Consider the following 21,193-nt stretch of genomic DNA (forward strand, 5'->3'; position numbering starts at 1 on the left):
TGCGGTGATTTGCCGTGGAGTTCGCCGGGCACGCTCGCGTGCCCGGCGAACTCGTACCGTCTTTTTGGGGGAAAGCGTTGTCCTTGATCGGTGCGGCCGTTGTCGGTGCGGGGTACTGGGGTCCCAACCTCGTCCGAAACCTCCGGGGAAGCTCGGAGTTCCGGCTCAGGTGGCTGTGCGATATTGACAGCGACCGCGCCCGTGCGGTCGCCGGTTCGTACGGCGATGTTCGGGCCACGGACCGGCTTGATGACATTCTTGATGATCCGCAGGTGGGCGCGGTGGCCATTGCCACGCCGGCTGCCACACATGTGGATGTCGCATTGAGGGCGCTGGACGCGGGCAAGCACGTGCTCGTCGAAAAGCCGCTCGCCTCGTCGGTGGCGGAAGGCCGCAAGCTGGTCGACGCGGCGGAGTCCCGTGGCCTCGTTCTTATGTGCGACCACACCTACTGCTACACGCCGGCGGTTATGAAGATCCGCGAACTGGTCCGGGCCGGCGCCCTCGGCGAGATCCAGTACGTCGACTCGGTGCGGGTCAATCTCGGTCTCGTCCAACGTGACGTCGACGTGATCTGGGATCTTGCTCCGCACGACCTGTCAATCTTCGACTTCATTCTGCCCGATGGAGTGACGCCCGAAGCCGTGACGGCCACCGGTGCCGACCCGATCGGCGCGGGCAGGGCCTGCGTCGGCTACCTGTCGATGGCGCTGTCCAACGGCGCGATCGCCCACACCCATGTGAACTGGCTATCGCCGATCAAGGTTCGAACGGTGATCGTCGGTGGTTCGCGGCGGACCCTCGTCTGGAACGACCTGGACCCCGCGCAGCGTCTGTCGATCTATGACCGCGGGGTCGATCTCGCGGAAGCCAACGTGCTGGAAAGTGAGAGCAGGCGGAACATGATGATCTCCTATCGCAGTGGCGACATGGTCGCCCCCGCGCTGGCCGAACGGGAAGCGCTGAGTACGGTGATGACCCAGTGGGCGACGGCGATCGAAAGCGGGAGCCCGTCCGCGACCGATGGCCGCGCTGGCCTGCGGGTCCTGGGAATGCTTGAGGCCGCTTCGCGCAGCCTGCGTTCCGGCGGCGCCCGCGTCCCGCTGCTGGAGGTCGCCCGATGACCACGGCTCCGCGGAGCGCCGCCGTTGCCCTCGCCGGCACTCGCTGCCTGGTCACCGGTGGTGCCGGAACGATCGGCTCGACCGTGTGTGACCAGCTTGTCGAGGCCGGCGCGGCCGAGGTCGTGGTGCTGGACAACCTGACCCGTGGCCGCGAGGCCAACCTGGCCACCGCCCTGAGGTCCGGGCGGGTGCGTCTGGTCACCGGCGACATCCGCGACCGCGCGTTACTGGCGGAGCTGATGCCCGGAACCGACATCGTGTTCCACTTGGCCGCGATCCGGATCACCCAGTGCGCCGAGGAGCCCCGGCTGGCGCTCGAGGTGCTTGTCGACGGGACCTTCGACGTCCTGGAGGCCGCGGTCGCCAGCGGTGTGCGCAAGGTAGTGGCCTCGTCGTCGGCATCCGTGTACGGCCAGGCGGCGGTGTTCCCCACATCCGAAGATCATCATCCGTACCACAACGACACGATCTACGGCGCGGCGAAGGTCTTCAACGAAGGTCTTCTCCGTAGCTTCTACGCCATGTATGGCCTTGATTACGTGGCGCTGCGCTACTTCAATGTGTACGGACCGCGGATGGACGTGCACGGTGTGTACACCGAAGTCCTGGTGCGCTGGATGGAGCGGATCGCCGCTGGCCAGCCGCCGCTCATCCTGGGCGACGGCACGCAGACCATGGACTTCGTATTCACCACGGACATCGCTCGGGCCAACCTGATGGCGGCGCAGGCGGACATCACCGACGAGGTCTTCAACGTCGCGTCCGGTGTCGAGACGTCGTTGCGTGAACTTGCCGAGGCCCTGGCCGCGGTGATGGGCGCCGGTCATCTCGGTCTGGAGCACGGGCCCGCGCGCCGGGTGAACCCGGTGGCCCGCCGCCTCGCGGACACCTCGGCCGCCGCGTCCCGGCTGGGTTTCAAGGCCGAGGTCGGCCTCACGGAAGGCCTGCGGCAGCTGGTCGCATGGTGGCGCGAGGCGCGGCCGGAGCTCGGCTCATGAGCTCGCTGCCCGCGCTCACGCGGCCCCGCGAGCTCGTGGTGTGCAGTTCCGGTACGTCCTGGGACGGGATCTGGTTCCCGATGCGCCATGTTGCGCTGCACCTGTCGCGCCAGCTCCCGGTGCTGTGGGTCGACCCGCCGATCTCCTACCTGACGCCGCTGAAGGACCGCAACACCGCCGCTGCCCTGCGTCGTCCCCGGCTGCGCGTGGTCCAGCCGGGGATCATCCGGCTGACGCCCGTCACCCCGCCCGGGGTGAGCCGTCCGGTCATGCGGGAGGCGGCGAGGCTGGCCGCCCGTGACGCCGTCCGGCGGGCTTTGCGGCGTATCGGTGCGACCGTTCGCGCGGTCATCGTGGACTCCCTTGCCGACCTGCTCGATGTCGCGCCCGGGGCCCGCCGGGTCTTCTACGGCACCGACGACTTCGTCGCGGGTGCCGAGCTGATGGGCGTGTCCAGGCCGTGGCTGGAACAGGCCGAGCGGCGCCAGCTCACCAAGGCACACGTGGTCGTGGGAGTCTCCCCGGTGCTGGTGGACCGGTGGCGGGCCATGGGCACCGAGCCGGTGCTGGTGCCCAACGGTGTCGACGCCGGCCACTTCGCCGGCTGTGACAACGCGCCACTGCCGGAGGACGTGCATCTGCCGTCCCCGATCGCGGGTTTTGTCGGGCACCTGTCCGACCGCATCGATCTGACGCATCTGGAGGCGGTGGCCGATCGGGGTATCTCCGTCCTCCTCGTCGGGCCGCGGCAGGCGACATTCGAGATCAAGCGTCTGGACGCGCTGCTGTCACGGCCCAACGTGGAGTGGGTGGGCCCGAAGGCGTTCGCGGACCTGCCGTCGTACCTGCGCATGATTGATGTGGGGCTCACCCCGTACACCGATTCCGCCTTCAACCAGGCCAGTTTTCCGCTCAAGACCCTTGAGTACCTGGCCGCGGGCCGGGGCGCGGTAAGTACCGACCTGCCCGCCAGCCGCTGGCTGGACACTGACCTGATCAGCATTGGCGCGAGCCCGCAGCGCTTTGCCGCCCAGACCGCGGCGGCGCTGGATGTGCTCCGTACCGACAGCCTCGCGGCTGACAGGCGTACGTTCGCCGGCCGCCATGACTGGGCGGCCCGCACGGCTGAGCTGGCCGAGCTGTGCGGCCTGCCCGCCGGGCCCGCCGGTGATCGTGCGAGTGTCACGGCGCTCACCACGGTGAAGGCGGCCGATCGATGAGCCCTATCCCGGTGATGACGCCCTGGCTGGGTGAGCAGGAGGCACAGGCCGCGGCGGACGCGGTCCGGTCCGGATGGGTTGCCCAGGGGCCGCGGGTCGCCGAGTTCGAACGCGCCTTCGCGGACAGGCTCGGCGGTGGCGAGGCGGTCGCGGTGTCGTCCTGCACGACCGCGCTGCATCTCGCGTTGGTGCTGCTGGATATCGGCCCGGGTGACGAGGTGGTGGTGCCGTCCCTGTCGTTCATCGCCACGGCGAACGCCGTCCGTTATGTCGGCGGCACGCCGGTGTTCGCCGATGTCGAGGCGTCGACCGGGAACATCACGGCGGACACGGTGGCTCCCGTTCTCACTGACCGCACCCGCGCGGTGATCGTTGTTCATCAGGGCGGGGTACCCGCGGATGTTGAGGGGGTATCGCGGCTGTGCGGGCCGCGCGGTGTCGCCGTGGTCGAGGATGCGGCCTGCGCCGCCGGCTCGACGATGAACGGCCGGTGGGTCGGCGCGGGCGCGCCGCTTGCGGCATGGTCGTTCCATCCGCGCAAGCTGCTCACCACCGGTGAGGGGGGGATGCTCACCACGACCGATCCCGCCTGGGCCGCACGTGCGCGGCGGCTGCGCGAACACGGGATGAACGTGAGCGCGGCCGAGCGGCACCGCAGCCGGCAGCCGGTGCTGGAAAGCTATGGCGAGACCGGTTTCAACTACCGGATGACCGACATCCAGGCCGCGGTCGGGCTGGTCCAGCTGGCAAAGCTCGACGCGATGGTCGAACGTCGCCGCATCCTCGCTGAGCGCTACCAGCGGTTGCTCGCGGTGGTTCCAGGTTTGGTGACCGTCGGCGATCCGCCAGGGGGGATGACCAACTACCAGAGCTTCTGGGTGGTCCCACCGCCGACCTCGGGGGTGGGCCGCAACGAGCTGCTCGCTCTCCTGGCCGAGCGCGGCATCTCGGCCAGACGCGGCATCATGGCCTCCCATCTGGAGCCCGCCTATGGCGGGCAGCGACGTGATGATCTTCCTGTCACCGAATGGCTGACCGAGCAGTCGCTGATCCTGCCCCTGTTCCACACGATGACCGAGCAACAGCATGATCAGGTGGTGGACGCGCTGCTGGACGCCATCACCGGTGGCATCGGTGGCATCGGCGGCGCGCATGTCGTGGATGGCGTTGTCGGACAGGGTGTGCACAGCTCGTGAGGATCTTGGTTTATCCCCACCTGATGGAGATCGGGGGAAGCCAGCTCAACGCGGTGGAGCTGGCGGGGGCCGTACGGGATCTGGGCCATGACGTGACCGTCTTCGGGGTGCCCGGCCCGCTTGTCGAAACGGTGCGTGCGCTCGGGCTTGACTACGTCGCGTCGCCGAAGCCGGGGCGGCGGCCGTCGCCCCGGGTGATGAGCGCACTGTGCCGGGTGGTGCGCGAACGGCGGATCGAGCTGGTGCACGGCTACGAGTGGCCGCCGGCGTTGGAGGCCTTCGTCGGGCCGCGGACGAGGCTGGGTGTGCCGGCCTTCGCCACGGTGATGTCCATGGCGGTTGCGCCGTTCCTGCCGGCCACCATGCCCCTGGTGGTCGGCACGGAGCTGATCGGCGAGTCCGCCAGAGCGGTGCGGCGCGGTCCGGTCGACCTCATCGAGCCACCGGTCGACGTGCGTGCCAACGCCCCGGACGCGGTTGGCGATGCCGCGCTCACCCAGCTGCGAACCCGTTTCGACCTGAATCCGGCCGATCTTCATGTGGTTGTGGTGTCGCGGCTCGCCACCGAGCTGAAGCTGGAAGGGCTTCTGGCCGCGGTCGACGCTGTTGCCCGGCTGGCGGTGGACCTGCCGGTGCGGCTGGTGGTGGTGGGTGACGGCCCCGCGCGGGAGCAGCTTGCCGCGCATGCCGCGCGGATCGGCGCCGTCCGGGGCGGCAAGGTGGTCGTGTTCACCGGCGAGCTCACCGATCCGCGGCCCGCGTACGCCCTTGCCGACATCTCGATCGGTATGGGCGGGTCGGCACTGCGGGCCGCGGCTTTTGCGAAGCCGTTGATCGTCCAGGGTGAGGGCGGCTTCTTCGAGCTGCTGGCTCCCGAAAGCGTCGATGCGTTCCTCTGGCAGGGCTGGTACGGCATTGGCGAGGGCGACCGGATCAGTGGTGCGCGTCGACTGACCAAGATTCTTAAGCCACTGCTTACGGACGCGGATCGCCGCCGCCAGCTGGGCGACTATGGTCGCGATCTGGTGACGCGGCGTTTCTCGCTGGAGCGCGCGGCTCGTGTCCAGGAGGCGCTCTACGCCCGGACGCTCCAGGCCGGCGTGGGCCGGCCTGAGGTGCGTACTCTCGGAGTGAGCGCGGCGGGCCTGTTCGCCCACGAGGTGCGGCGACACTACGACCAGCTGCGTGGACAGGCGGCGTTGGACGACTTCAACGCCCGTCGTGTCCAGCCGGATAATCCCCCGGCCCGGGCGGTCGCTTCCAGTCAGTCATCTTCAGATCCGGTGGCTCCGGGCTTCGCGAAGCTGCCGTCTTACCCCATGGAAGGGACGTCGCGGTGACCACGATTCCGTTGGTGGATCTGGCGGCTGCACAGGCCGAGATCGCCGAGGAGGTGCGGGCCGGGTTCGACGAGGTGCTCGCGACCACCGCGTTTGTCGGTGGGAAGCAGGTTGCCGCCTTCGAACGCGAGTACGCCGACTTCTGTGGTGTCGGGTACTGCGTGGGTGTGGGCAACGGCACCGACGCTATCGAGCTGGCGCTGCGCGCGGCCGGCGTCGGTGCCGGCACTGGCACTGGCACCCGAGCCGCTACCGGTGACAATGTCGGTGCTGACGAGGTCATCCTGCCGGTGAACACCTTCGTGGCCACCGCCGAGGCGGTGCTGCGCGCGGGCGCGCTGCCGGTGTTCGCCGACGTCGACGACGAGCATCTGCTGCTGGATCCGGACGCGGTGGGCGCGGCGTTGACCGAACGTACTCGCGCGGTGATCCCGGTCCATCTGTACGGGCAGGCCGCGCCGGTCGAGCGGATCGCGGCCGCCTGCCGCGCCGACACGATCGTCCTTGAGGACGCCGCGCAGGCACAGGGCGCTGTCCGCGACGGACAGGCCGCTGGCGGGCTCGGTCTGCTGGCGGCCACCAGTTTCTACCCGGGGAAGAACCTCGGTGCCGCCGGTGACGCGGGTGCCGTGCTGACCAATGATGCCGAGCTCGCGCGCAAGGTGCGTCTGTTGGGCGCGCACGGCAGCGAACGCAAGTACGTGCACGAGTCGTTGGGCTTCAACTCGCGCCTCGATACCCTGCAGGCCGTTGTGCTGCGGGCCAAGCTGACCAGGCTGGCCCGGTGGAACGAGGCGCGAGCGGCCGCGGCGGTCCGTTATGACGAGTTGTTGGGCGACGACCCCCGGGTCCGGCTACCGGCAACGCTGCCGGGCAACATCCATGTCTGGCACCTTTACGTGGTGCGGATTCCCGACCGGGACGCGGTACTGGCCCGGTTGCACGAACAGGGTGTGGGAGCCGGGATCCACTACCCGGTGCCGTTGCATCTGCAGCCGGCCTTCGCGGGGCTTGGCCACGCTGCCGGTGACTTCCCCGTCGCGGAGAAGGCCGCTGGAGAGATCCTCTCCTTGCCGTTGTATCCGCATATCACCCCTGAGCAGCAGCGGCGGGTCGCCGATGAGCTCCGGCGGGCGCTGCCATGACGGAGTTCTCCAAGCCTCGGGAGGCTTCCAGGCCCTCCGACGATGCCGTGTTCGTCCATTCCCATGGTCTGTGTGAGAGCGACGACGTGGGCCCGGGGACCCGGGTCTGGGCGTTCGCGCACGTGCTGCCCGGTGCCGTGATCGGTGCGGGCTGCAACATTTGTGATCATGTTTTCGTCGAGTCCGGCGCCCGGATCGGTGACCGGGTGACGGTGAAGAACGCGGTGCTCGTGTGGGACAAGGTGACCGTGGAGGACGATGTCTTCCTGGGCCCGAACATGGTCTTCACCAACGACTTCCGGCCGCGTGCCGAGGTGAAGAAGACGCGGGACGCGCTGGCTCCGACGCTCATCCGCCGTGGCGCGACGATCGGTGCCAACGCGACGATTGTCGCCGGAGTGACCGTGGGTGTGTACGCGTTTGTGGCCGCTGGCGCGGTCGTCATTCGGGATGTGCCCGCGTACGCGCTGGTCGCGGGCAATCCTGGACGGAATCTGGGCTGGGTCTGTTCCTGCGGGGACAGGCTTGATCCCGATCTGCGCTGCGTGGCTTGTCTGAAGGCCTACCGGCCGGCGACCGGTACCGACGGGCTGTGCGAGGCCGTGCCCTCGGCGTCCGTTGCGGCTGTTTCGGCCGCTTCGGCCGCTTCAGCCGTTTCGACGCCGTAGGAAGTGTCCCGCGACGGCTGGTGCGGCCCTGGCCGTACCAGCCGCCGCAGCGGGAACAGGGGCACGGCGCACGCGGCCAGCCCGGCGGGGGGGAGCAGCAGCAGCCGGGCGAGGTCCCCGCGTACCACCGTGCCGAGCCCCACCATGACCAGGACAAGGACCGTGGTCGCGACAACAGGGCGGCCGCAGTACCGCAGCGCGGCGATGGGCCCTACGTCCGCCCTGGCGATGGCGAATATGAACGCCGGGCCTACCACGACCACCGCCACCGCGGCCTGGGCGAACGCAAGGCCACCGATCCCGCCTGCCCGCGCCCCGATGAACAGGGCCGGGGCGAGCGCCGCCAGCCAGCTGCCCTGGACGGCGAAGACCGCGCGCGAACGGCCCGCGCCCACCAGCAGGTCATAGGCGAGTTCAGCCGCGACCCGGCACGCCCCGAGGACCGCCAGCCACCGCAGGGCGTCGGCTGCGGCATCCCATTTCGGGCCGTAGACGATGTGGATGAGGGGTCCGGCGAGCACCGCGATGATCGCGCAGACCGGCAGCGTCGCGGCCATCAGCAGCGCGATCGAGCGGGCGAACGCGTCGGTGAGCGCCTTGCGGTCGGTGGACAACCGAGCGAACGCCGGCATAGCCACTCTCCGCACGGCTAGCGAGAACATGTTCACCGGCCAGCTGGAAAGGTTGAACGCGAGCATGTAGAAGCCAAGGGCCACCGGGCCCAGGACAGCACCGACGACCACGTAGTGGATGTTGAGCACTCCGAAGACCAGCAGGCTCGACCCGGCCAGCGGCAGGCCGAAGTCCAGCAGGCCACGTACCTGGTGCCGGTCGAAGCCGAACCTGATCCGCGCGCCGGCGAAGGCAAAGATCATTATTGAGGTGGTGAGGTTACCGGCCAGATAGCCGATGACCAGGCTCCAGGCACCGTGCCCGAGGGCGGCAAGACCGATCGTGACACCTGTGTTGACAGCGAGCGCGGCGAGGTCGGCAATCATGCGCCGGCCCTGCTGGAACGCGCGGGTGAGCAGGGCGGCGGGTACGGATGCCACCCCGTCGACAATCATGCTCAGGGCCAGCACTCGGACCAGACCGGTCGCCGCGGGTGAGCCGAGCAGGTCTGCGATGGTCGGTGCCAGCACCAGAGTAAGCAGGTAAAGCCCGATGCTGAAGCCGGTCGACAGCGTCTGGACGGTTGGGGCGATCAGCCGTGGCTCCCCCGGCCAGCGCACGATCGCGAGCGAGACACCCAGTTCGTTGATGGACAACAGGGCGTTGAGGACGACCAGCGCGACCGCGAAGTCCCCGTAGTCCGACGGGCTGAGCAGCCGGGCGAGCACGATCCCGGTGACCACGGTGCCCAGCCGGCTGAGCGCGTTGTTCAGGAGGCTGAAGCCGAGGCCGCGCCGTACCGCCCCGCCGAGCCCTGTTCCGCCGCCGTCGTTCCTGGTGTCGCTGTCTGTGACGCCGTTCTCCTGGGCGCCGCCAGCCGGCCCCGGAGCCGGCTCGGGTGGAGTCCGTGGGGACGGCATCCCCGGTGTTGACGCGCTTGCCGGCATGTTCGGCATGGTTCCCCCATCTGCGACTGGCCAGGTGATGTCGCGGCCATGCGCTGCTTATCGAAGCATGGCCCTGCTATGATCTATGCCGGTCCTCGATAATGTCATCTGGAAACAACATAATGACAACGCGGTGTGGCCTCTTCGTTCCTTCCGGAGTGCGCACGGGCCGCGTCTTCGGGGTACTTTACTTAAAGTAAGAGATGTATCACTTTAGGTGAACGTGCTGTTTCCGGGTACATGCGGCGTGTTCACTTGGCATCGATCGCGTCGCCAGGCGGCGATCAATTGAATCGGTGTTCCGACCAAAGGATATGTCTGTATGACGACCTCCATGCGTCCGGCGTGCGGGGCCAGCGGCCCATCCGTGCACGGGTCTGGCCGGCCGCGGCGTCCGGTGGACCGAAGGGTGCGCGAGTATAAGCTTGCCGTGTCGGTGGCGGCCCGGACGCCCGCGCCGCCCAGCGGCGATCGCAGGTGCTACCGCTTCTCGCCTTGTCTCGCGACGGTCCTGCTCGTGGGCGCGATGGGGTTCGCGGTCGCCGGGTGCGGCGATTCCACCGGCGGCAATCCGAGGCTGCCGCCAAGCCTGCCCCCGCGGGGGGACTCGCAGCTGATCTCACTCTGGAGTAATGATGCGAAACCCGTGCCTGAGGCCGATCCGGACCCCGCCGCGGTTGAGGTCGGGATCCGGTTCCGTGTCGACACCCCAGGTGACATCCTTGGAATACGCTTTTACAAGGGCCCTGACAATATCGGCGAACATACGGTCAGCCTGTGGTCCGACGCCGGTGACCGGCTGGCGACCGCCACGGCCGTCGGCGAAAGCGACACCGGCTGGCAGGTGGTGATGCTGGCCAAGCCGGTGCCGGTCCAGGCCGCCACGACCTACACGGCCTCGTATTTCGCGCCGACGGGGCATTATTCGGCGACCCCTGAGTTTTTTGATCAGGCCGTGTCGGCCAACGGGCCGTTGCGCGCCGCTGGGGCGACCAGCGGGGTGTACCACTACGGCGGCGGCTTTCCTGACGCTACCTACCGTGACTCCAACTACTGGACCGATGTGCTGTTCCGGCCGGCGTCAGGATCTTCGGGCGATCCGGTGGCCCCTTCTATGACTCCAGTCTCATAGTGTATGGTTACTGTTAGTGGCGCACTCGGTTGTTGTGCAAAGAGCGTCCCGCCGTTTTAGATCATCGGGTCCATCAAGCGGATGGCAGGTGGAGATGGGTTGACCGGCAACCGCAAGTGGGATCGACGTGTACGGCGGTCGGCCTCAGGGTTCAGGTGGTGCTCTCTTCCCATCACCTGGTGTTCACCCGCATGAGATTATGTAGTTGTGCCGGCGGGGCTGGCTTGGTAACTTGTTGGCCCGTTGGCGCTTGTGTTACATGGCCAGGAGGAGTCCCGGCACTCTTCTCGCTCTGATGACGGCCGTGTATCTTGGATCTGATCCGGTGTCGGCGCAATGCTGACCCGCGCTGGGGGGCAAGGGGCACGAGTGTATTTTTCGGATTTCATCGCGGTTCTTGTCCGTCGTTGGTATATCCTGTTCATCGGGATTGTTCTCACCGGCCTGGCTGGGGTGGGTGTACACACCACCATCGGTCCAACATTCCAAGCCAACGCAGCCGTGGTGGTACTGCCGCCGACGTCGGACCCCGGTACCACCAGCACCGCCGCGAGCCGAAATCCGTATCTGTCCCTGCCGCTCGGTAACACCGCGGACGTTCTGACCCGGATCATGGCTACCGAGGCGGTCCGGCAGGAACTCAAGGCCGCGCATGCGACGTCGGCGTACACGATCGCGTTGGTCTCCGACGGTTCCCCGGTGCTTGAGATCGCCGCGACGGACACTTCAGCGGCCACCGCGAGCAACACCGCCTCGGTACTGGTGAAAACGGCCGAGAGCGAGCTCGAAAAGCTGCAGGTCATGCAGAATGTCCCGAAGAACTCGATGATCCGGGCCAGTCAGCTTATTTCTCCGGGCGAGCCCGATGTGCTTCACGGGAGCCAGATCCGGGCGCTGCTCGGTGTGGCCGCCCTCGGTCTCATCCTTTCGGTCACGGCCTGCTTCGTCGCTGAAGGGGCTTTTACCGGCCGGCGGGCCGCCTTGGCCGCGGCCGTCCGCGGCCGGCGCGCCAGCGAGGCTCGGGGCGGGGGGCGCTCGAAGGAGGCGGTCCGGTCGGGAGGCGCTTCCCGCAGCTCCGCGACGCCCACGGAGAAGCAGGACGTCGATGATCTGGAGGGCGACGGCAGCGACGACGACACCGATTCCCAGGGCCTGGAGAAGCTGGAGTGGGACGGTGACCGTGACAGCGAGGAGGAGGAGGGGCGGCTGAAGCAACCGGACGCCCGTGAGACAACGATGGTTCTGGTAGGCCTACGCCGACGTTCCGACAAGTAGCCCTCGATGCTCGGCCTGCCCGTCGGTATCGCTCGTTTCGCGCTGGCTCGGCGTTACCTTTCGCGTGTAGACGTCACCTCTTTGCTGTCTCTTTACGTGCTGCTTCTTCTCGGTATCCCGTCACAGCTGATTTTTGGCCCTCTCGGCGCCGCCGGCACGCCAGCCAACCTGTTGGGGATGCTCTGCCTGTTATGGTGGATTCTCGTGGTCATGCTGCCGTTCGGCGGTGCGGCGACAGGCCCGCAGCCCATCCGTATAGCAATGGTTTTTCTGGCTACGATGGTGCTGGGCAGCTATGCGGCCGGCGCGCTGCGCGCGGATATCGTTCCCGAGGAGCTGCGCGCCGCTGACCGTGGTTTGCTGCTCCTGGTGACCTGGGCCGGCGTGGCCCTGATAACGGCGGACGGCGTCCGGTCGTGGCGCCGGCTGGATGTTCTGATCGGCCGCCTCGTGGCGATGGGTGTCTTTCTCGCGGTTCTCGGCATCCTGCAGTTCTCGATCGGGCTCAACATCGCCGGTTACATCCACATTCCGGGCCTGCGGGTGAACGGTACCCTCGATCTCATCTCCGCCCGGTCGATATTCCGCCGGATCACCGGTACCGCGAGCCATCCGATCGAGTTTGGCGTTGTACTGGCGATGCTGCTGCCCCTCGCGATAAGCCGTGCGTTCGCCGCGCCGGCGAAGCTGAAGGTGCGACGCTGGCTCGCGGCGGCCAGCATCGGTGTGGCCCTGCCCATGTCGGTGTCACGCTCGGCAATTCTTGCCATCGCGGTGGTCGCCGTGTTCATCATCCCGAGCTGGGACCGCCGTCGGCGGCTCGCCACCTTCAAGGTGATGCCCCTGTTTCTTGTCGGCATGAGAGTAGCGATTCCCGGGCTGCTCGGTACGATCACGAGCCTGTTCACCGGTATCAGCAACGACCCGAGTACCAAAGGGCGTACCGAGGACTATGCCGCGGCCGCGAAGTACATTGCCGTGCATCCACTGTTCGGGCGGGGTTTTCGAACGTTCATCCCGAGCCTGTACAGGTTCCTGGACAACCAGTATCTGATGACCATCGTGGATGCCGGTCTGATCGGGTTGGTTCTCCTGTTGCTGGTCTTCCTGGTCGGGATCTTCACGGCTCGGGGCGCCCGGCGACGTAACGAAGATCCAATTTATAAGGATCTTGCTCAGGCAATCGCGGCGGGCATCGGGGCGGCAATGGTCAGCTTCGCGACTTTTGACGCGCTCAGCTTCCCGATGTGTGGCGGTCTGCTCTTTTTACTGCTGGGGCTTGCCGGAGCGATGTGGCGGCTGTCGGGCCAGCCTGATGATCGTATCGAAAAAAATGATCATAAGTTTCATGCGTCCGCCGCACCCGCACCCGCACCCGCACCCGCACCGGCCGCGCTTCCGGCCGCGCAGCCTTTGGCTGACCAGATGATTGGTGCGGCCCATTGATCGATACGGTGGGCCGTGCCGTTATCCCCAGCAGGGCTTGATGAGGCTCTCACCAGGCCTTTTCCTGTATTTGTGGAGAGGCTCGCACTCGTCGCCCTCGGCTGTCGCTCCTAACGGGCTCCCGTGGCTCCGACGGTGGTTTTCTGATTCCATGACGAGGGGTTGTCCATGACTGTGCTCCGGGGCCGTCATCGGTGATACTGGCGCTAGCCGAATCTGCTAGGCTTGATTGAGTAGACCGGACTATGCCATACCTGGGGGGATGGATGACGGGGGCTCAGTCGTCTAGGGATTGTGCTGTCGTTGGTGTAGCCGTGGGTGGCGAGAGTGAGCTGTCGGTAAACGCCGACGCGGATTCTGGGTTACCCTCAGCCTGCTTGCCCTCAACCCGCAGCCGCTTCGTTCGAGGGATGCTGCGCGGAGTAACCGAGGAAAGCGCATCCCTTCCGTCCATCGAGCTGCAGGGCATCCCTCTGGTATGCCTCACGGTCGCGGACGCGCGTATCGCGGTCCGGACCGCGATGGAAGATCCCCGGCCCGCCCTTGTGGCCTATGTCAACGCGCACTCGCTCAATCTTGCCTACACCGATGTCGCTTATCGGGCCGCGTTGCAGCGGGCGCACCTGGTGCTGCCGGACGGTATCGGCGTCGCGGTCGCGGCCAGGATGCGAGGCCTGCGTTTTGCCGCGAATCTCAACGGTACGGATTTCACTCCGGTGTTACTCGCCCTTGCCGCCGAACAGGGGTATCGGGTCTTCCTGTTCGGCGGTCGCGACGCTGTGGCCAGCCAGGCCGCCGAGGCGCTGCGGGCGCGGATTCCGGGGCTGTGCATCGCCGGTGTACGGGACGGCTACGGCTGGGCGGACGACCCGGATTCCGTCGTTGAGGAAATCAGGGCGGCGCGAGCGGATCTGCTGGTGACCGCGCTTGGCAACCCGTTGCAGGAGCTCTGGCTGGACCGCTATCTGGAGGCCACGGGCGTACGGCTCGGCGTCGGCGTCGGCGCGTTCCTCGACTTCACGGCTGGCCGGGTTCCGCGTGCCCCGGATTGGATGATCAAAAATCGGCTGGAATGGGTGTGGCGTCTCAGTGTCGAGCCACGCCGGATGTGGCGCCGGTATCTGGTCGGCAATCCACTGTTCATCTGGCGGACGCTGGTGAGCAGACAGCCACCCGCCCAGCTTCGGCTGAGCCGGCGCGTCCTCGCTGGAACGTATCCGCTTCCAGCCGGATCGTGGGGTGTTCACCATCAGCAGCCGGCCACCGACGCCGGGTTGGTCCCGTCGGCGCGGGGGCCACGGTGACCGCGGATCTCCAGCCGGCCAGCTCCGCCGAGCGGCCGGTCGCGGCGTCGTCCGCCGTGGCTGCCTGGCCGGCGGATGCGGAGCGGCCGGATGCGCCGGATGCGCCGGATGTGACGGTGGTTGTCGTCACCCGCAACAACGCTGATGTCATCGTGGACTGCCTGGCCGCACTGCCAGCGGCCTTCGAGGGCGAGCTCTCCTGGCGGGCCGTGGTCGTCGACAACGCCTCGGTTGATGACACGGCGCTGCTGGCGGCCAAGGCCAGTCCTGACGTGCTGCTGTTGGCGACCGACGCCAACAGTGGATACGCGGCGGGTGTCAACGCTGGCCTGGCTGCGTTGACACCGCGGCGCGCGGTTTTGGTGATCAATCCCGACGTGCGGCTGGACCGCGGCAGCGTCCAGGCGCTGTGGGCGGCCCTGCGGCCCTTTGACACCGGCATCTGCGTACCGAGCCTGCGCGATGCGCGTGGCCAGGTGCGCCACTCACTGCGCCGTGAACCCACAGTGCTCCGGGCGCTGGGCGAAGCGCTGCTTGGCAGTGACCGGTCCGGGCGGATGGCGACATTAGGCGAGATCATCATGGATGATCGCCTGTACGCCGCACCCCAGGTCGCGGACTGGGCGTCCGGTGCCGCAATGTTGATCTCCAAAGAGTGCCTGGATGCGGTGGGCCCGTGGGACGAGTCCTTTTTCCTTCCTTCGGAGGAGGCCGAGTTCATTCTCCGCGCTCGTGACCATGGCTTCCTGCTTCGCTATGTACCATCGGCGGGCGCTGTCCAGCTCGGTGACGAACGGCACGCAACGCCGCAGTTGTGGGCCTTGGGCCAGATGAACAGAGTACGGCTGCAACTGCATCGCCGAGGTCTGGTTGCCGCGCACGCGATGCGCTGGCTGCTGGTACTCAACGCGGCTCTGCGCGCCCGCCGTTCGCCGGCCCACGGACGGGCACTACGACTGCTGCTGTCCATTAACCCCGGGGTCGGCTTTCCGCCGGTGGCCTCGTTGATCGAGGCTTCTGTCGTATCGAGTGATCCGTCGATGGTCGATTCATGATCATATCTACGGTACGGGAAGTCGTGGCCTGGCCGGTCCGCGCTGGGGAACCGCCGCAACTCTGCGACGGGCTTACGCTGAAGAGCTCTTGGGGGAGACAGTGACACAGAACCGGGATACCGACACGGACACCGTTCGACCCGCGGTGACGTCGTTCCCAACGGACGTGGTCATCGTGGGGGGCTGCGGCCACGTAGGGCTTCCGCTGGGTGTCGCGCTGGCTTCGCGCGGCCGGCGGGTCCTCCTGTATGACATCGACGCGGCGGCGGTGAGAGTCGTCAACGATGGTCGTCTTCCCTTCCGGGAGCCGGGCGCTGGCGAACCGCTCGCCGAAATGACGGCGGCGGGCCGGCTGCGCGCCACGACCGATCCGGCGGTGATCTCCGAAGCCGAGCACGTGGTGGTCGTTGTGGGTACGCCGGTGGACGGGCATCTCAACCCCGACCCGCAGGTGGTGCCCAGGGCGATACGTACGTTCTCAGACCGTCTCGTCGACGGCCAGCTGCTGATCCTGCGCAGCACCGTCTATCCGGGCGTGACCGCGCTGGTGGAGAAACTCATCTCGGAGATCGGTCGGGACGTCCAGGTCGCCTTCTGCCCGGAACGCATCGCCGAGGGCCGGGCCATGACCGAGCTGTTCGAGCTTCCGCAGATCGTCGCCGCCCGTTCCAACGCCACCAGGGCGCGGGCAACCGCCCTCTTCGCCGCCCTGACCAACGAGATCGTGGATCTTCAGCCTGAAGAGGCTGAACTCGCGAAGTTGTTCACCAACACGTGGCGGTACATCAAGTTCGCGACCGCCAACCAGTTCTACATGATTGCGAATGATCTCGATCTTGACTTCGAGCGCATCCGCGACGCGCTGGGCCACAACTATCCGCGGGCGGCGGACCTGCCCGGCGCGGGCCTCGCCGCCGGCCCATGCCTGTTCAAGGATACGATGCAGCTGGCGGCCGTAACCAACAACACGTTCGCTCTCGGCCATGCCGCGATGTTGGTGAACGAGGGCCTCCCGCTCTACCTGGTCTCCCGCCTGAAGGAACGTTTCGACCTTGCCGGGATGGTTGTCGGCATACTCGGGATGGCCTTCAAAGCCGGCAGCGACGACACTCGGGCAAGCCTGTCGTACAAGCTGCGCCGCATTCTCGACTACTCGGCGGCCGGTACGCTCTGCACGGATCCGTATGTCAGTACCGACGGCCGCCTGCTGCCGTTGGAGACTGTGGTCGAGCGGGCGGACCTCCTCATCATAGCCGCGCCGCATCCGGACTACGCCGAGCTGCGGACCGAAAAGCCAGTGATCGACATCTGGAACTTGCTCGGTGCGGGCGTGCGGGTATGATTTATTTCTCGGCCGCGGGCGGTACGGAGAATATCCGATGACGCCGCGGGTGTCGGTGGTGATGCCGGTCTACAACGAGGGCGACGCTATCGTCCCAGTACTCGACCGGTTGCTCGAATCCGTGGTTCTCCCTTGCGAGATCATGGTTATCTACGATTTCGACGGTGACAGCACGGTGCCGAGTCTGGTCTCCTACGCGGAGAAGGACGCGCGGGTGCGGCCGGTCCGCAACACCTACGGGCGGGGGCCGGCGAACGCGATCCGTTTCGGTATAGAGCACGCGGTCGCACCGGTCACCGTGGTGACGATGGCGGACGGCAGCGATGATCCGCGCCAGATCGACGAGCTGGCGCGGTTGGTTGACCGCGGTGTGGTGGTCGCCGCGGCATCCCGTTACATGCCCGGCGGCCAGCAGGTGGGTGGCCCCCTGGTCAAACGGGTGTTGTCGCGCGCGGCCGGCAGGTCCCTGTCGCTGCTCACGCGTATCGGCACCCGGGACGCGACGAACAGTTTCAAGGCGTATTCGACGAGTTTCGTCCGTAATGTGGGGATTGATAGCAGATCTGGTTTTGAGATCGGTCTTGAGCTGACTGCCAAGGCCCGTCGTCTCGGCCTGCCCGTCGCTGAGATCCCGACGATATGGCTTGACCGGGCGCTGGGCGAGTCAAATTTTGACCTTGCTCGCTGGCTGCCCGAGTACCTCCAGTGGTACCGCTTCGCCTTCGGTCGGCGGTTGACCGTCGGCGAGTTACAGGCCTTACGGCACACGGCGGGATCCGGCGGTCCCGGCCCACGAAACGGAAGCTATCCCCGACCGCGTGTCCCGAAGGCCGAGAACGCTGGTAAGGCTCCACTCGAAGGTGGCGCGAAGACTGGTTCCGCCATGTCGGCGGAGGCCCTGACAGATAGTAAGGAATGAAACAGATGGCAACTGTTCTGGTGACCGGTTCGGCCGGTTTTATCGGTGGTTATGTCGTGCAGGATCTCCTGGGTCGTGGATACGACGTGGTGGGTCTGGACAACCTCTCGAAGTACGGGCCGGTCGCTCGCAGCTATGATGATCATCCGAATTACCGGTTCATCGAGGGCGACGCGCGGGACACCGACCTGCTGAGCGAGCTACTCGTTGACTGCGACCATTTCATCGCCGGTGCGGCCATGATCGGTGGAATTTCCTACTTCCACACCTACGCATATGATCTCCTCGCCACCAACGAACGCATCATTGCTTCGTCCTGCGATGCCGCTATCCGGGTCTTCCGCGCTGGCGGGCGGCTGCGGAAGGTGACGTACCTCAGCTCGTCCATGGTGTTCGAGTCGACCGACCGCTGGCCGTCGGTGGAAGGAGACGAGCGCAAGGTCGCGCCGCCGCTTTCGTCCTACGGCTTCCAGAAGCTCGCGGTCGAGTACTTCGCCCGGGCGGCCTGGGACCAGTACGCGCTGCCCTACACGATCGCACGGCCTTTCAACTGTGTCGGTGTTGGCGAGGGCCGAGCGCTCGGCGAGGTCGAGGTGCTGTCCGGCAACGTGAAGCTGGCCATGAGCCATGTGGTGCCCGACCTGGTGCAGAAGGTGCTCAAGGACCAGGACCCGCTGCACATTCTCGGTGACGGCAGCCAGGTGCGGCACTACACCTACGGTGGGGATCTGGCCGCGGGGATCGTGACGGCGATGGAGCATCCGGACGCTCTCAACGAGGACTTCAACCTCTCCACCGCGCGGTCGACCACGGTCCTTGAACTGGCTGAGCTGATCTGGAAGAAGATCAAGGGCCCGGACGTGGAGTTCCGGTACGTCAGTGACGACCCCTTCCAGTACGACGTGGCCAAGAGGGTGCCGAACGTGGACAAGGCCCAGCGCGTCCTGGGTTTCACCGCGGACACGCCTCTTGACGTCATGCTGGACGAGGTCATCCCGTGGATCAAGCAGGCGGTCACGGACGGCCGGATTTAGAGCGACCGGCAATAGGGGACGCGGCGTCGCGGGGCTGGGGCACGCACCTCGCCGTGTTGTCGTCAGTCGCCACCCAACACCAGGGTGGCTCCCTCCTCCGCCTCGCGATGCACGCACCCCAGCCCCGCTCCTTGATCCACACCCCTATTGCCGGGCGCTCTTAGAGGCTCCGGCAACAGGACTGTCCGGCTCGCGGCGTCCGGGCGGCGCCTCGCGTCGTCGTTGTCGTCGGTCGACGCCCAGCACCAGGGATGCGCCGGAGGTGGTGGGCGACGACCGAAGAGCCGCGCGTACCCGTGCATCGCCGCGCGATGCACGGGTACGCGCGGCGATGCACGGGGAGCGATGACACGAGCCGCGTGCCCCAGCCCCGCGACGCCGCGTCCCCTCTTGCCGGTCGCTTTCACCTGGAGGTCAACGATGGCACCACACAGCCCCGGCGCTACCGCTGTCGCCGCTGACCGGGCCGGCGTCACGCACCGGCGACCGCGTGGGCTCGCCGCCCGCGCCGAGCTGTCGGACCGCCTCCGATCCCTGTTCCCGCTGGACTCCGGATCGCCGATCCGTCCTGGCAAGGTGCTGCTCGCGCTGGTGGCGCTGGCCGTCGGCACCCTGATCTCGCTCGTCCGCCAAGGCGGGATCGGCGCGCTCGACACCATGTGGGCCGAGGACGGGCACATCTTTCTGGAACAGTCCGTGCGTATGTCCGTGCTGGACGCGTTCACCACCACATATGCCGGATATCTGCATGTTGTGCCGAGGACGATCGCGGCGCTCACGGCTTTGTTGCCGGTGCGGGACGCGGCGGCGAGTTTCGCGGTCCTCTCGGCGCTGCTGCTTGCCGCCACCGCTGTCTTCGTTTATGTCGCAAGCGGTGCCACGCTGCGGCACCGTCCGGTGCGGCTGGTGTTGGCCGCTTCCTTCGTTGTCCTGCCGATCGGCCAGGGCGAGGTCCTCAACAATGTTGCCGCGAACCTTCACTTCCCGTTGATGGCAGCGAGCTTGTGGGCATTGTTGTGGAATCCGCGCAGGCGGGTTTTTGGCGCGGTCGCCGCACTTGTGCTGGCTCTTGCCGTGCTCTCCGACCCGACCATGATTCTGCTCGCTCCGGTTGCGGTGCTACGGGGAGTGCTGTTGCGCGGGGTCCGCGGCTGGGGCCCTGGCGGCGTGCTGCTGGCCGGAGCCGTCATCCAGATGATTCCCCGGGTGACTGGTCACACGGACCGCGCGTTCGCGCCGCTGGCGCTCAGCCCGTTGAAGATCCCGGTTTACTTTGCGCACAATGTGCTGGCTGGTGGGCTGTTCGGGGACAGGTTGCCAGGCCGTTCGGTGACATCCCCCCGGGCAGCGCTGTTCATGCTGCTGGCGCTCATGGTGCTTGGCCTGCTGGTCGCCCTCGCCTGGAAGCGCCGGCGGGCGCCATCCAGCTGGCTGGCTTTGATCATGGTGGGGCAGAGCGTGCTGTTTTATGCCGGGCCGGTGCTGCTCGCCGGTGCGGCAACCCCGCGCTACGCACTCGCACCGGCGCTGATGCTTCTGTCGGCGGCCGCTGTCGTTGTGGACGCGGCTGCCGACGATGGTGGCGACCTGCTTGCCGGCACATCCCGGCAGGCTGGACTGCGCCAGTACTCCTTCGTGCTGCTGCTGTTGCTCGCTATGGCAAGCGGGTTCCGGATGGACAACGCGCGTGGTGCCGGCCCCCGCTTCAGCCAGGAGCTGAGTACCGGCCGAGCGCGTTGTGCGGTCGCCCTGCCCGGCTCTGACTCTGCCTCGGTCACGGTCCGTGTCAGCCCGCCAGGATGGTCGGCGAGCCTGCCCTGCCAGGCCGTGCTGACCCGTTGACTGTCGAAGGGCTGGCGAGCTGGCACGGGGCCATGATCCAAGCATTATGCGGTCACCATCGTGCGACGACCTTTCGGGCCTCGAAACCCTCAGCGTAGCGAGTGCCGCACTCGACTCCGCGTAGCCGCAGTACCGAGCGGAAGGTCTCCTCGTCGAACCAGGGCTTCGCCTTCTGGCTGGGGAAGTGCTCGGTGATGTGGGCGAGCTTCGCCGCGACGGTTTTCGCCGACAACGGTACGTACAGCGTGGGGCGCATCGTGTTGCCATCCCACTTCGGGATCTCGTAGCCGAGAATCAACGCTCCGCGAAACGCCTGCCAGGCAAGATCGCCGATAGTTCGATGGTCCTGATGCGCATCGGTCAATGACGGCGCGAACACCACATCCGGCTGGACCTGCCGCGCGATCTGGAGCAGCACATCCTTGACGCCGCCCCATTCCCGGGGGAGGAAGCCGTCCCGGACATCATGCAGATGCAGGGAGCCGAGCGAGCCGCCCCCCAGGTTCCGGGCGCTCGTCTCGGCTTCGGCGCCGCGTTCGCCTGATCCGGTGAAGACGACCCAGTGCACGGACGCTGTGGGGTACCGGGCGAGGA

18 protein-coding genes are annotated in these 21,193 nt (G+C 67.1%); 16 read left to right on the plus strand and 2 right to left on the minus strand.

Annotated features, from left to right (window positions below):
• The first annotated feature begins 77 nt into the window (after positions 1–77).
• From MJ785_RS08550 to MJ785_RS08580, 7 genes are read left to right on the plus strand one after another with little or no spacing between them, the layout of a single operon-like run.
• Positions 78–1,124: a Gfo/Idh/MocA family protein gene (locus tag MJ785_RS08550; RefSeq protein WP_239310934.1), complete on the plus strand. Its 1,047-nt coding sequence runs from the start codon at positions 78–80 to the stop codon at positions 1,122–1,124.
• Positions 1,121–2,122, plus strand: a complete 1,002-nt coding sequence (locus MJ785_RS08555) for an SDR family NAD(P)-dependent oxidoreductase (protein WP_239310933.1) — start codon at positions 1,121–1,123, stop codon at positions 2,120–2,122. The genes MJ785_RS08550 and MJ785_RS08555 overlap by 4 nt, the downstream gene beginning before the upstream one ends.
• Positions 2,119–3,342 carry a glycosyltransferase gene (locus MJ785_RS08560; protein WP_239310932.1) on the plus strand — a complete coding sequence of 408 codons (1,224 nt, stop codon included), beginning with the start codon at positions 2,119–2,121 and terminating at the stop codon, positions 3,340–3,342. The genes MJ785_RS08555 and MJ785_RS08560 overlap by 4 nt, the downstream gene beginning before the upstream one ends.
• Positions 3,339–4,538, plus strand: a complete 1,200-nt coding sequence (locus tag MJ785_RS08565) for a DegT/DnrJ/EryC1/StrS aminotransferase family protein (RefSeq protein WP_239310931.1) — start codon at positions 3,339–3,341, stop codon at positions 4,536–4,538. The genes MJ785_RS08560 and MJ785_RS08565 overlap by 4 nt, the downstream gene beginning before the upstream one ends.
• Entirely contained in the window at positions 4,535–5,878 is a 1,344-nt protein-coding gene (locus tag MJ785_RS08570; protein WP_239310930.1) for a glycosyltransferase, read from the plus strand. Before MJ785_RS08565 ends, MJ785_RS08570 begins: the two co-directional genes overlap by 4 nt.
• Entirely contained in the window at positions 5,875–7,023 is a 1,149-nt protein-coding gene (locus MJ785_RS08575; protein ID WP_239310929.1) for a DegT/DnrJ/EryC1/StrS aminotransferase family protein, read from the plus strand. The genes MJ785_RS08570 and MJ785_RS08575 overlap by 4 nt, the downstream gene beginning before the upstream one ends.
• Positions 7,020–7,691, plus strand: coding sequence for an acyltransferase (locus MJ785_RS08580; RefSeq protein ID WP_239310928.1), 672 nt, complete (start codon positions 7,020–7,022; stop codon positions 7,689–7,691). Before MJ785_RS08575 ends, MJ785_RS08580 begins: the two co-directional genes overlap by 4 nt.
• Here MJ785_RS08580 and MJ785_RS08585 read toward each other — a convergent pair.
• On the minus strand, positions 7,586–9,259 hold the full coding sequence (locus tag MJ785_RS08585; protein ID WP_239380347.1) for a lipopolysaccharide biosynthesis protein: 1,674 nt from the start codon (positions 9,257–9,259) through the stop codon (positions 7,586–7,588). The genes MJ785_RS08580 and MJ785_RS08585 overlap by 106 nt on opposite strands.
• Before the next feature lie 400 nt (positions 9,260–9,659).
• Here MJ785_RS08585 and MJ785_RS08590 point away from each other — a divergent pair, with 400 nt between their 5' ends.
• The 9 genes from MJ785_RS08590 to MJ785_RS08630 all read left to right on the plus strand — a co-directional run bounded on the left by MJ785_RS08590 (position 9,660) and on the right by MJ785_RS08630 (position 20,599).
• The gene (locus MJ785_RS08590; protein WP_239380348.1) at positions 9,660–10,382 is read left to right on the plus strand and encodes a DUF4082 domain-containing protein; all 723 of its coding nucleotides are present in this window, start codon (positions 9,660–9,662) and stop codon (positions 10,380–10,382) included.
• Positions 10,383–10,751: 369 nt separating this feature from the next.
• Complete coding sequence (locus MJ785_RS08595) at positions 10,752–11,657, plus strand: hypothetical protein (protein ID WP_239310925.1); 906 nt, start codon at positions 10,752–10,754, stop codon at positions 11,655–11,657.
• Positions 11,658–11,663: 6 nt separating this feature from the next.
• The gene (locus MJ785_RS08600; RefSeq protein WP_239380349.1) at positions 11,664–13,103 is read left to right on the plus strand and encodes an O-antigen ligase; all 1,440 of its coding nucleotides are present in this window, start codon (positions 11,664–11,666) and stop codon (positions 13,101–13,103) included.
• Positions 13,104–13,513: 410 nt separating this feature from the next.
• A complete protein-coding gene (locus MJ785_RS08605; RefSeq protein WP_239310389.1) occupies positions 13,514–14,407 on the plus strand; it encodes a WecB/TagA/CpsF family glycosyltransferase in 894 nt (297 codons plus the stop codon).
• On the plus strand, positions 14,404–15,462 hold the full coding sequence (locus MJ785_RS08610; RefSeq protein ID WP_239380350.1) for a glycosyltransferase: 1,059 nt from the start codon (positions 14,404–14,406) through the stop codon (positions 15,460–15,462). Before MJ785_RS08605 ends, MJ785_RS08610 begins: the two co-directional genes overlap by 4 nt.
• A gap of 100 nt (positions 15,463–15,562) precedes the next feature.
• Entirely contained in the window at positions 15,563–16,804 is a 1,242-nt protein-coding gene (locus tag MJ785_RS08615) for a nucleotide sugar dehydrogenase (protein ID WP_239310391.1), read from the plus strand.
• 37 nt (positions 16,805–16,841) lie between these two features.
• On the plus strand, positions 16,842–17,723 hold the full coding sequence (locus MJ785_RS08620) for a glycosyltransferase family 2 protein (RefSeq protein WP_239372292.1): 882 nt from the start codon (positions 16,842–16,844) through the stop codon (positions 17,721–17,723).
• A 5-nt stretch (positions 17,724–17,728) separates the two neighbouring features.
• On the plus strand, positions 17,729–18,757 hold the full coding sequence (locus MJ785_RS08625; protein WP_239310393.1) for an NAD(P)-dependent oxidoreductase: 1,029 nt from the start codon (positions 17,729–17,731) through the stop codon (positions 18,755–18,757).
• Positions 18,758–19,177: 420 nt separating this feature from the next.
• The gene (locus MJ785_RS08630; protein ID WP_239380352.1) at positions 19,178–20,599 is read left to right on the plus strand and encodes a hypothetical protein; all 1,422 of its coding nucleotides are present in this window, start codon (positions 19,178–19,180) and stop codon (positions 20,597–20,599) included.
• A gap of 52 nt (positions 20,600–20,651) precedes the next feature.
• Here the strand turns inward: MJ785_RS08630 and MJ785_RS08635 are convergent.
• Positions 20,652–21,193 (minus strand): PIG-L deacetylase family protein (locus MJ785_RS08635; protein WP_239380355.1); only part of this gene is annotated, 542 nt, incomplete at its 5' end.

Source organism: Protofrankia sp. CiT1, assembly GCF_917627335.1.
Classification (GTDB): Bacteria; Actinomycetota; Actinomycetes; order Frankiales; family Frankiaceae; genus Protofrankia.

Coding starts and splice junctions, on each gene's coding strand:
- MJ785_RS08555 (WP_239310933.1), top strand. CDS start 1,121: ATGACCACGGCTCCGCGGAGCGCCGCCGTTGCCCTCGCCGGCACTCGC.
- MJ785_RS08560 (WP_239310932.1), top strand. CDS start 2,119: ATGAGCTCGCTGCCCGCGCTCACGCGGCCCCGCGAGCTCGTGGTGTGC.
- MJ785_RS08565 (WP_239310931.1), top strand. CDS start 3,339: ATGAGCCCTATCCCGGTGATGACGCCCTGGCTGGGTGAGCAGGAGGCA.
- MJ785_RS08580 (WP_239310928.1), top strand. CDS start 7,020: ATGACGGAGTTCTCCAAGCCTCGGGAGGCTTCCAGGCCCTCCGACGAT.
- MJ785_RS08585 (WP_239380347.1), bottom strand. CDS start 9,259: ATGCCGAACATGCCGGCAAGCGCGTCAACACCGGGGATGCCGTCCCCA.
- MJ785_RS08600 (WP_239380349.1), top strand. CDS start 11,664: ATGCTCGGCCTGCCCGTCGGTATCGCTCGTTTCGCGCTGGCTCGGCGT.
- MJ785_RS08605 (WP_239310389.1), top strand. CDS start 13,514: ATGCTGCGCGGAGTAACCGAGGAAAGCGCATCCCTTCCGTCCATCGAG.
- MJ785_RS08620 (WP_239372292.1), top strand. CDS start 16,842: ATGACGCCGCGGGTGTCGGTGGTGATGCCGGTCTACAACGAGGGCGAC.
- MJ785_RS08625 (WP_239310393.1), top strand. CDS start 17,729: ATGGCAACTGTTCTGGTGACCGGTTCGGCCGGTTTTATCGGTGGTTAT.
- MJ785_RS08630 (WP_239380352.1), top strand. CDS start 19,178: ATGGCACCACACAGCCCCGGCGCTACCGCTGTCGCCGCTGACCGGGCC.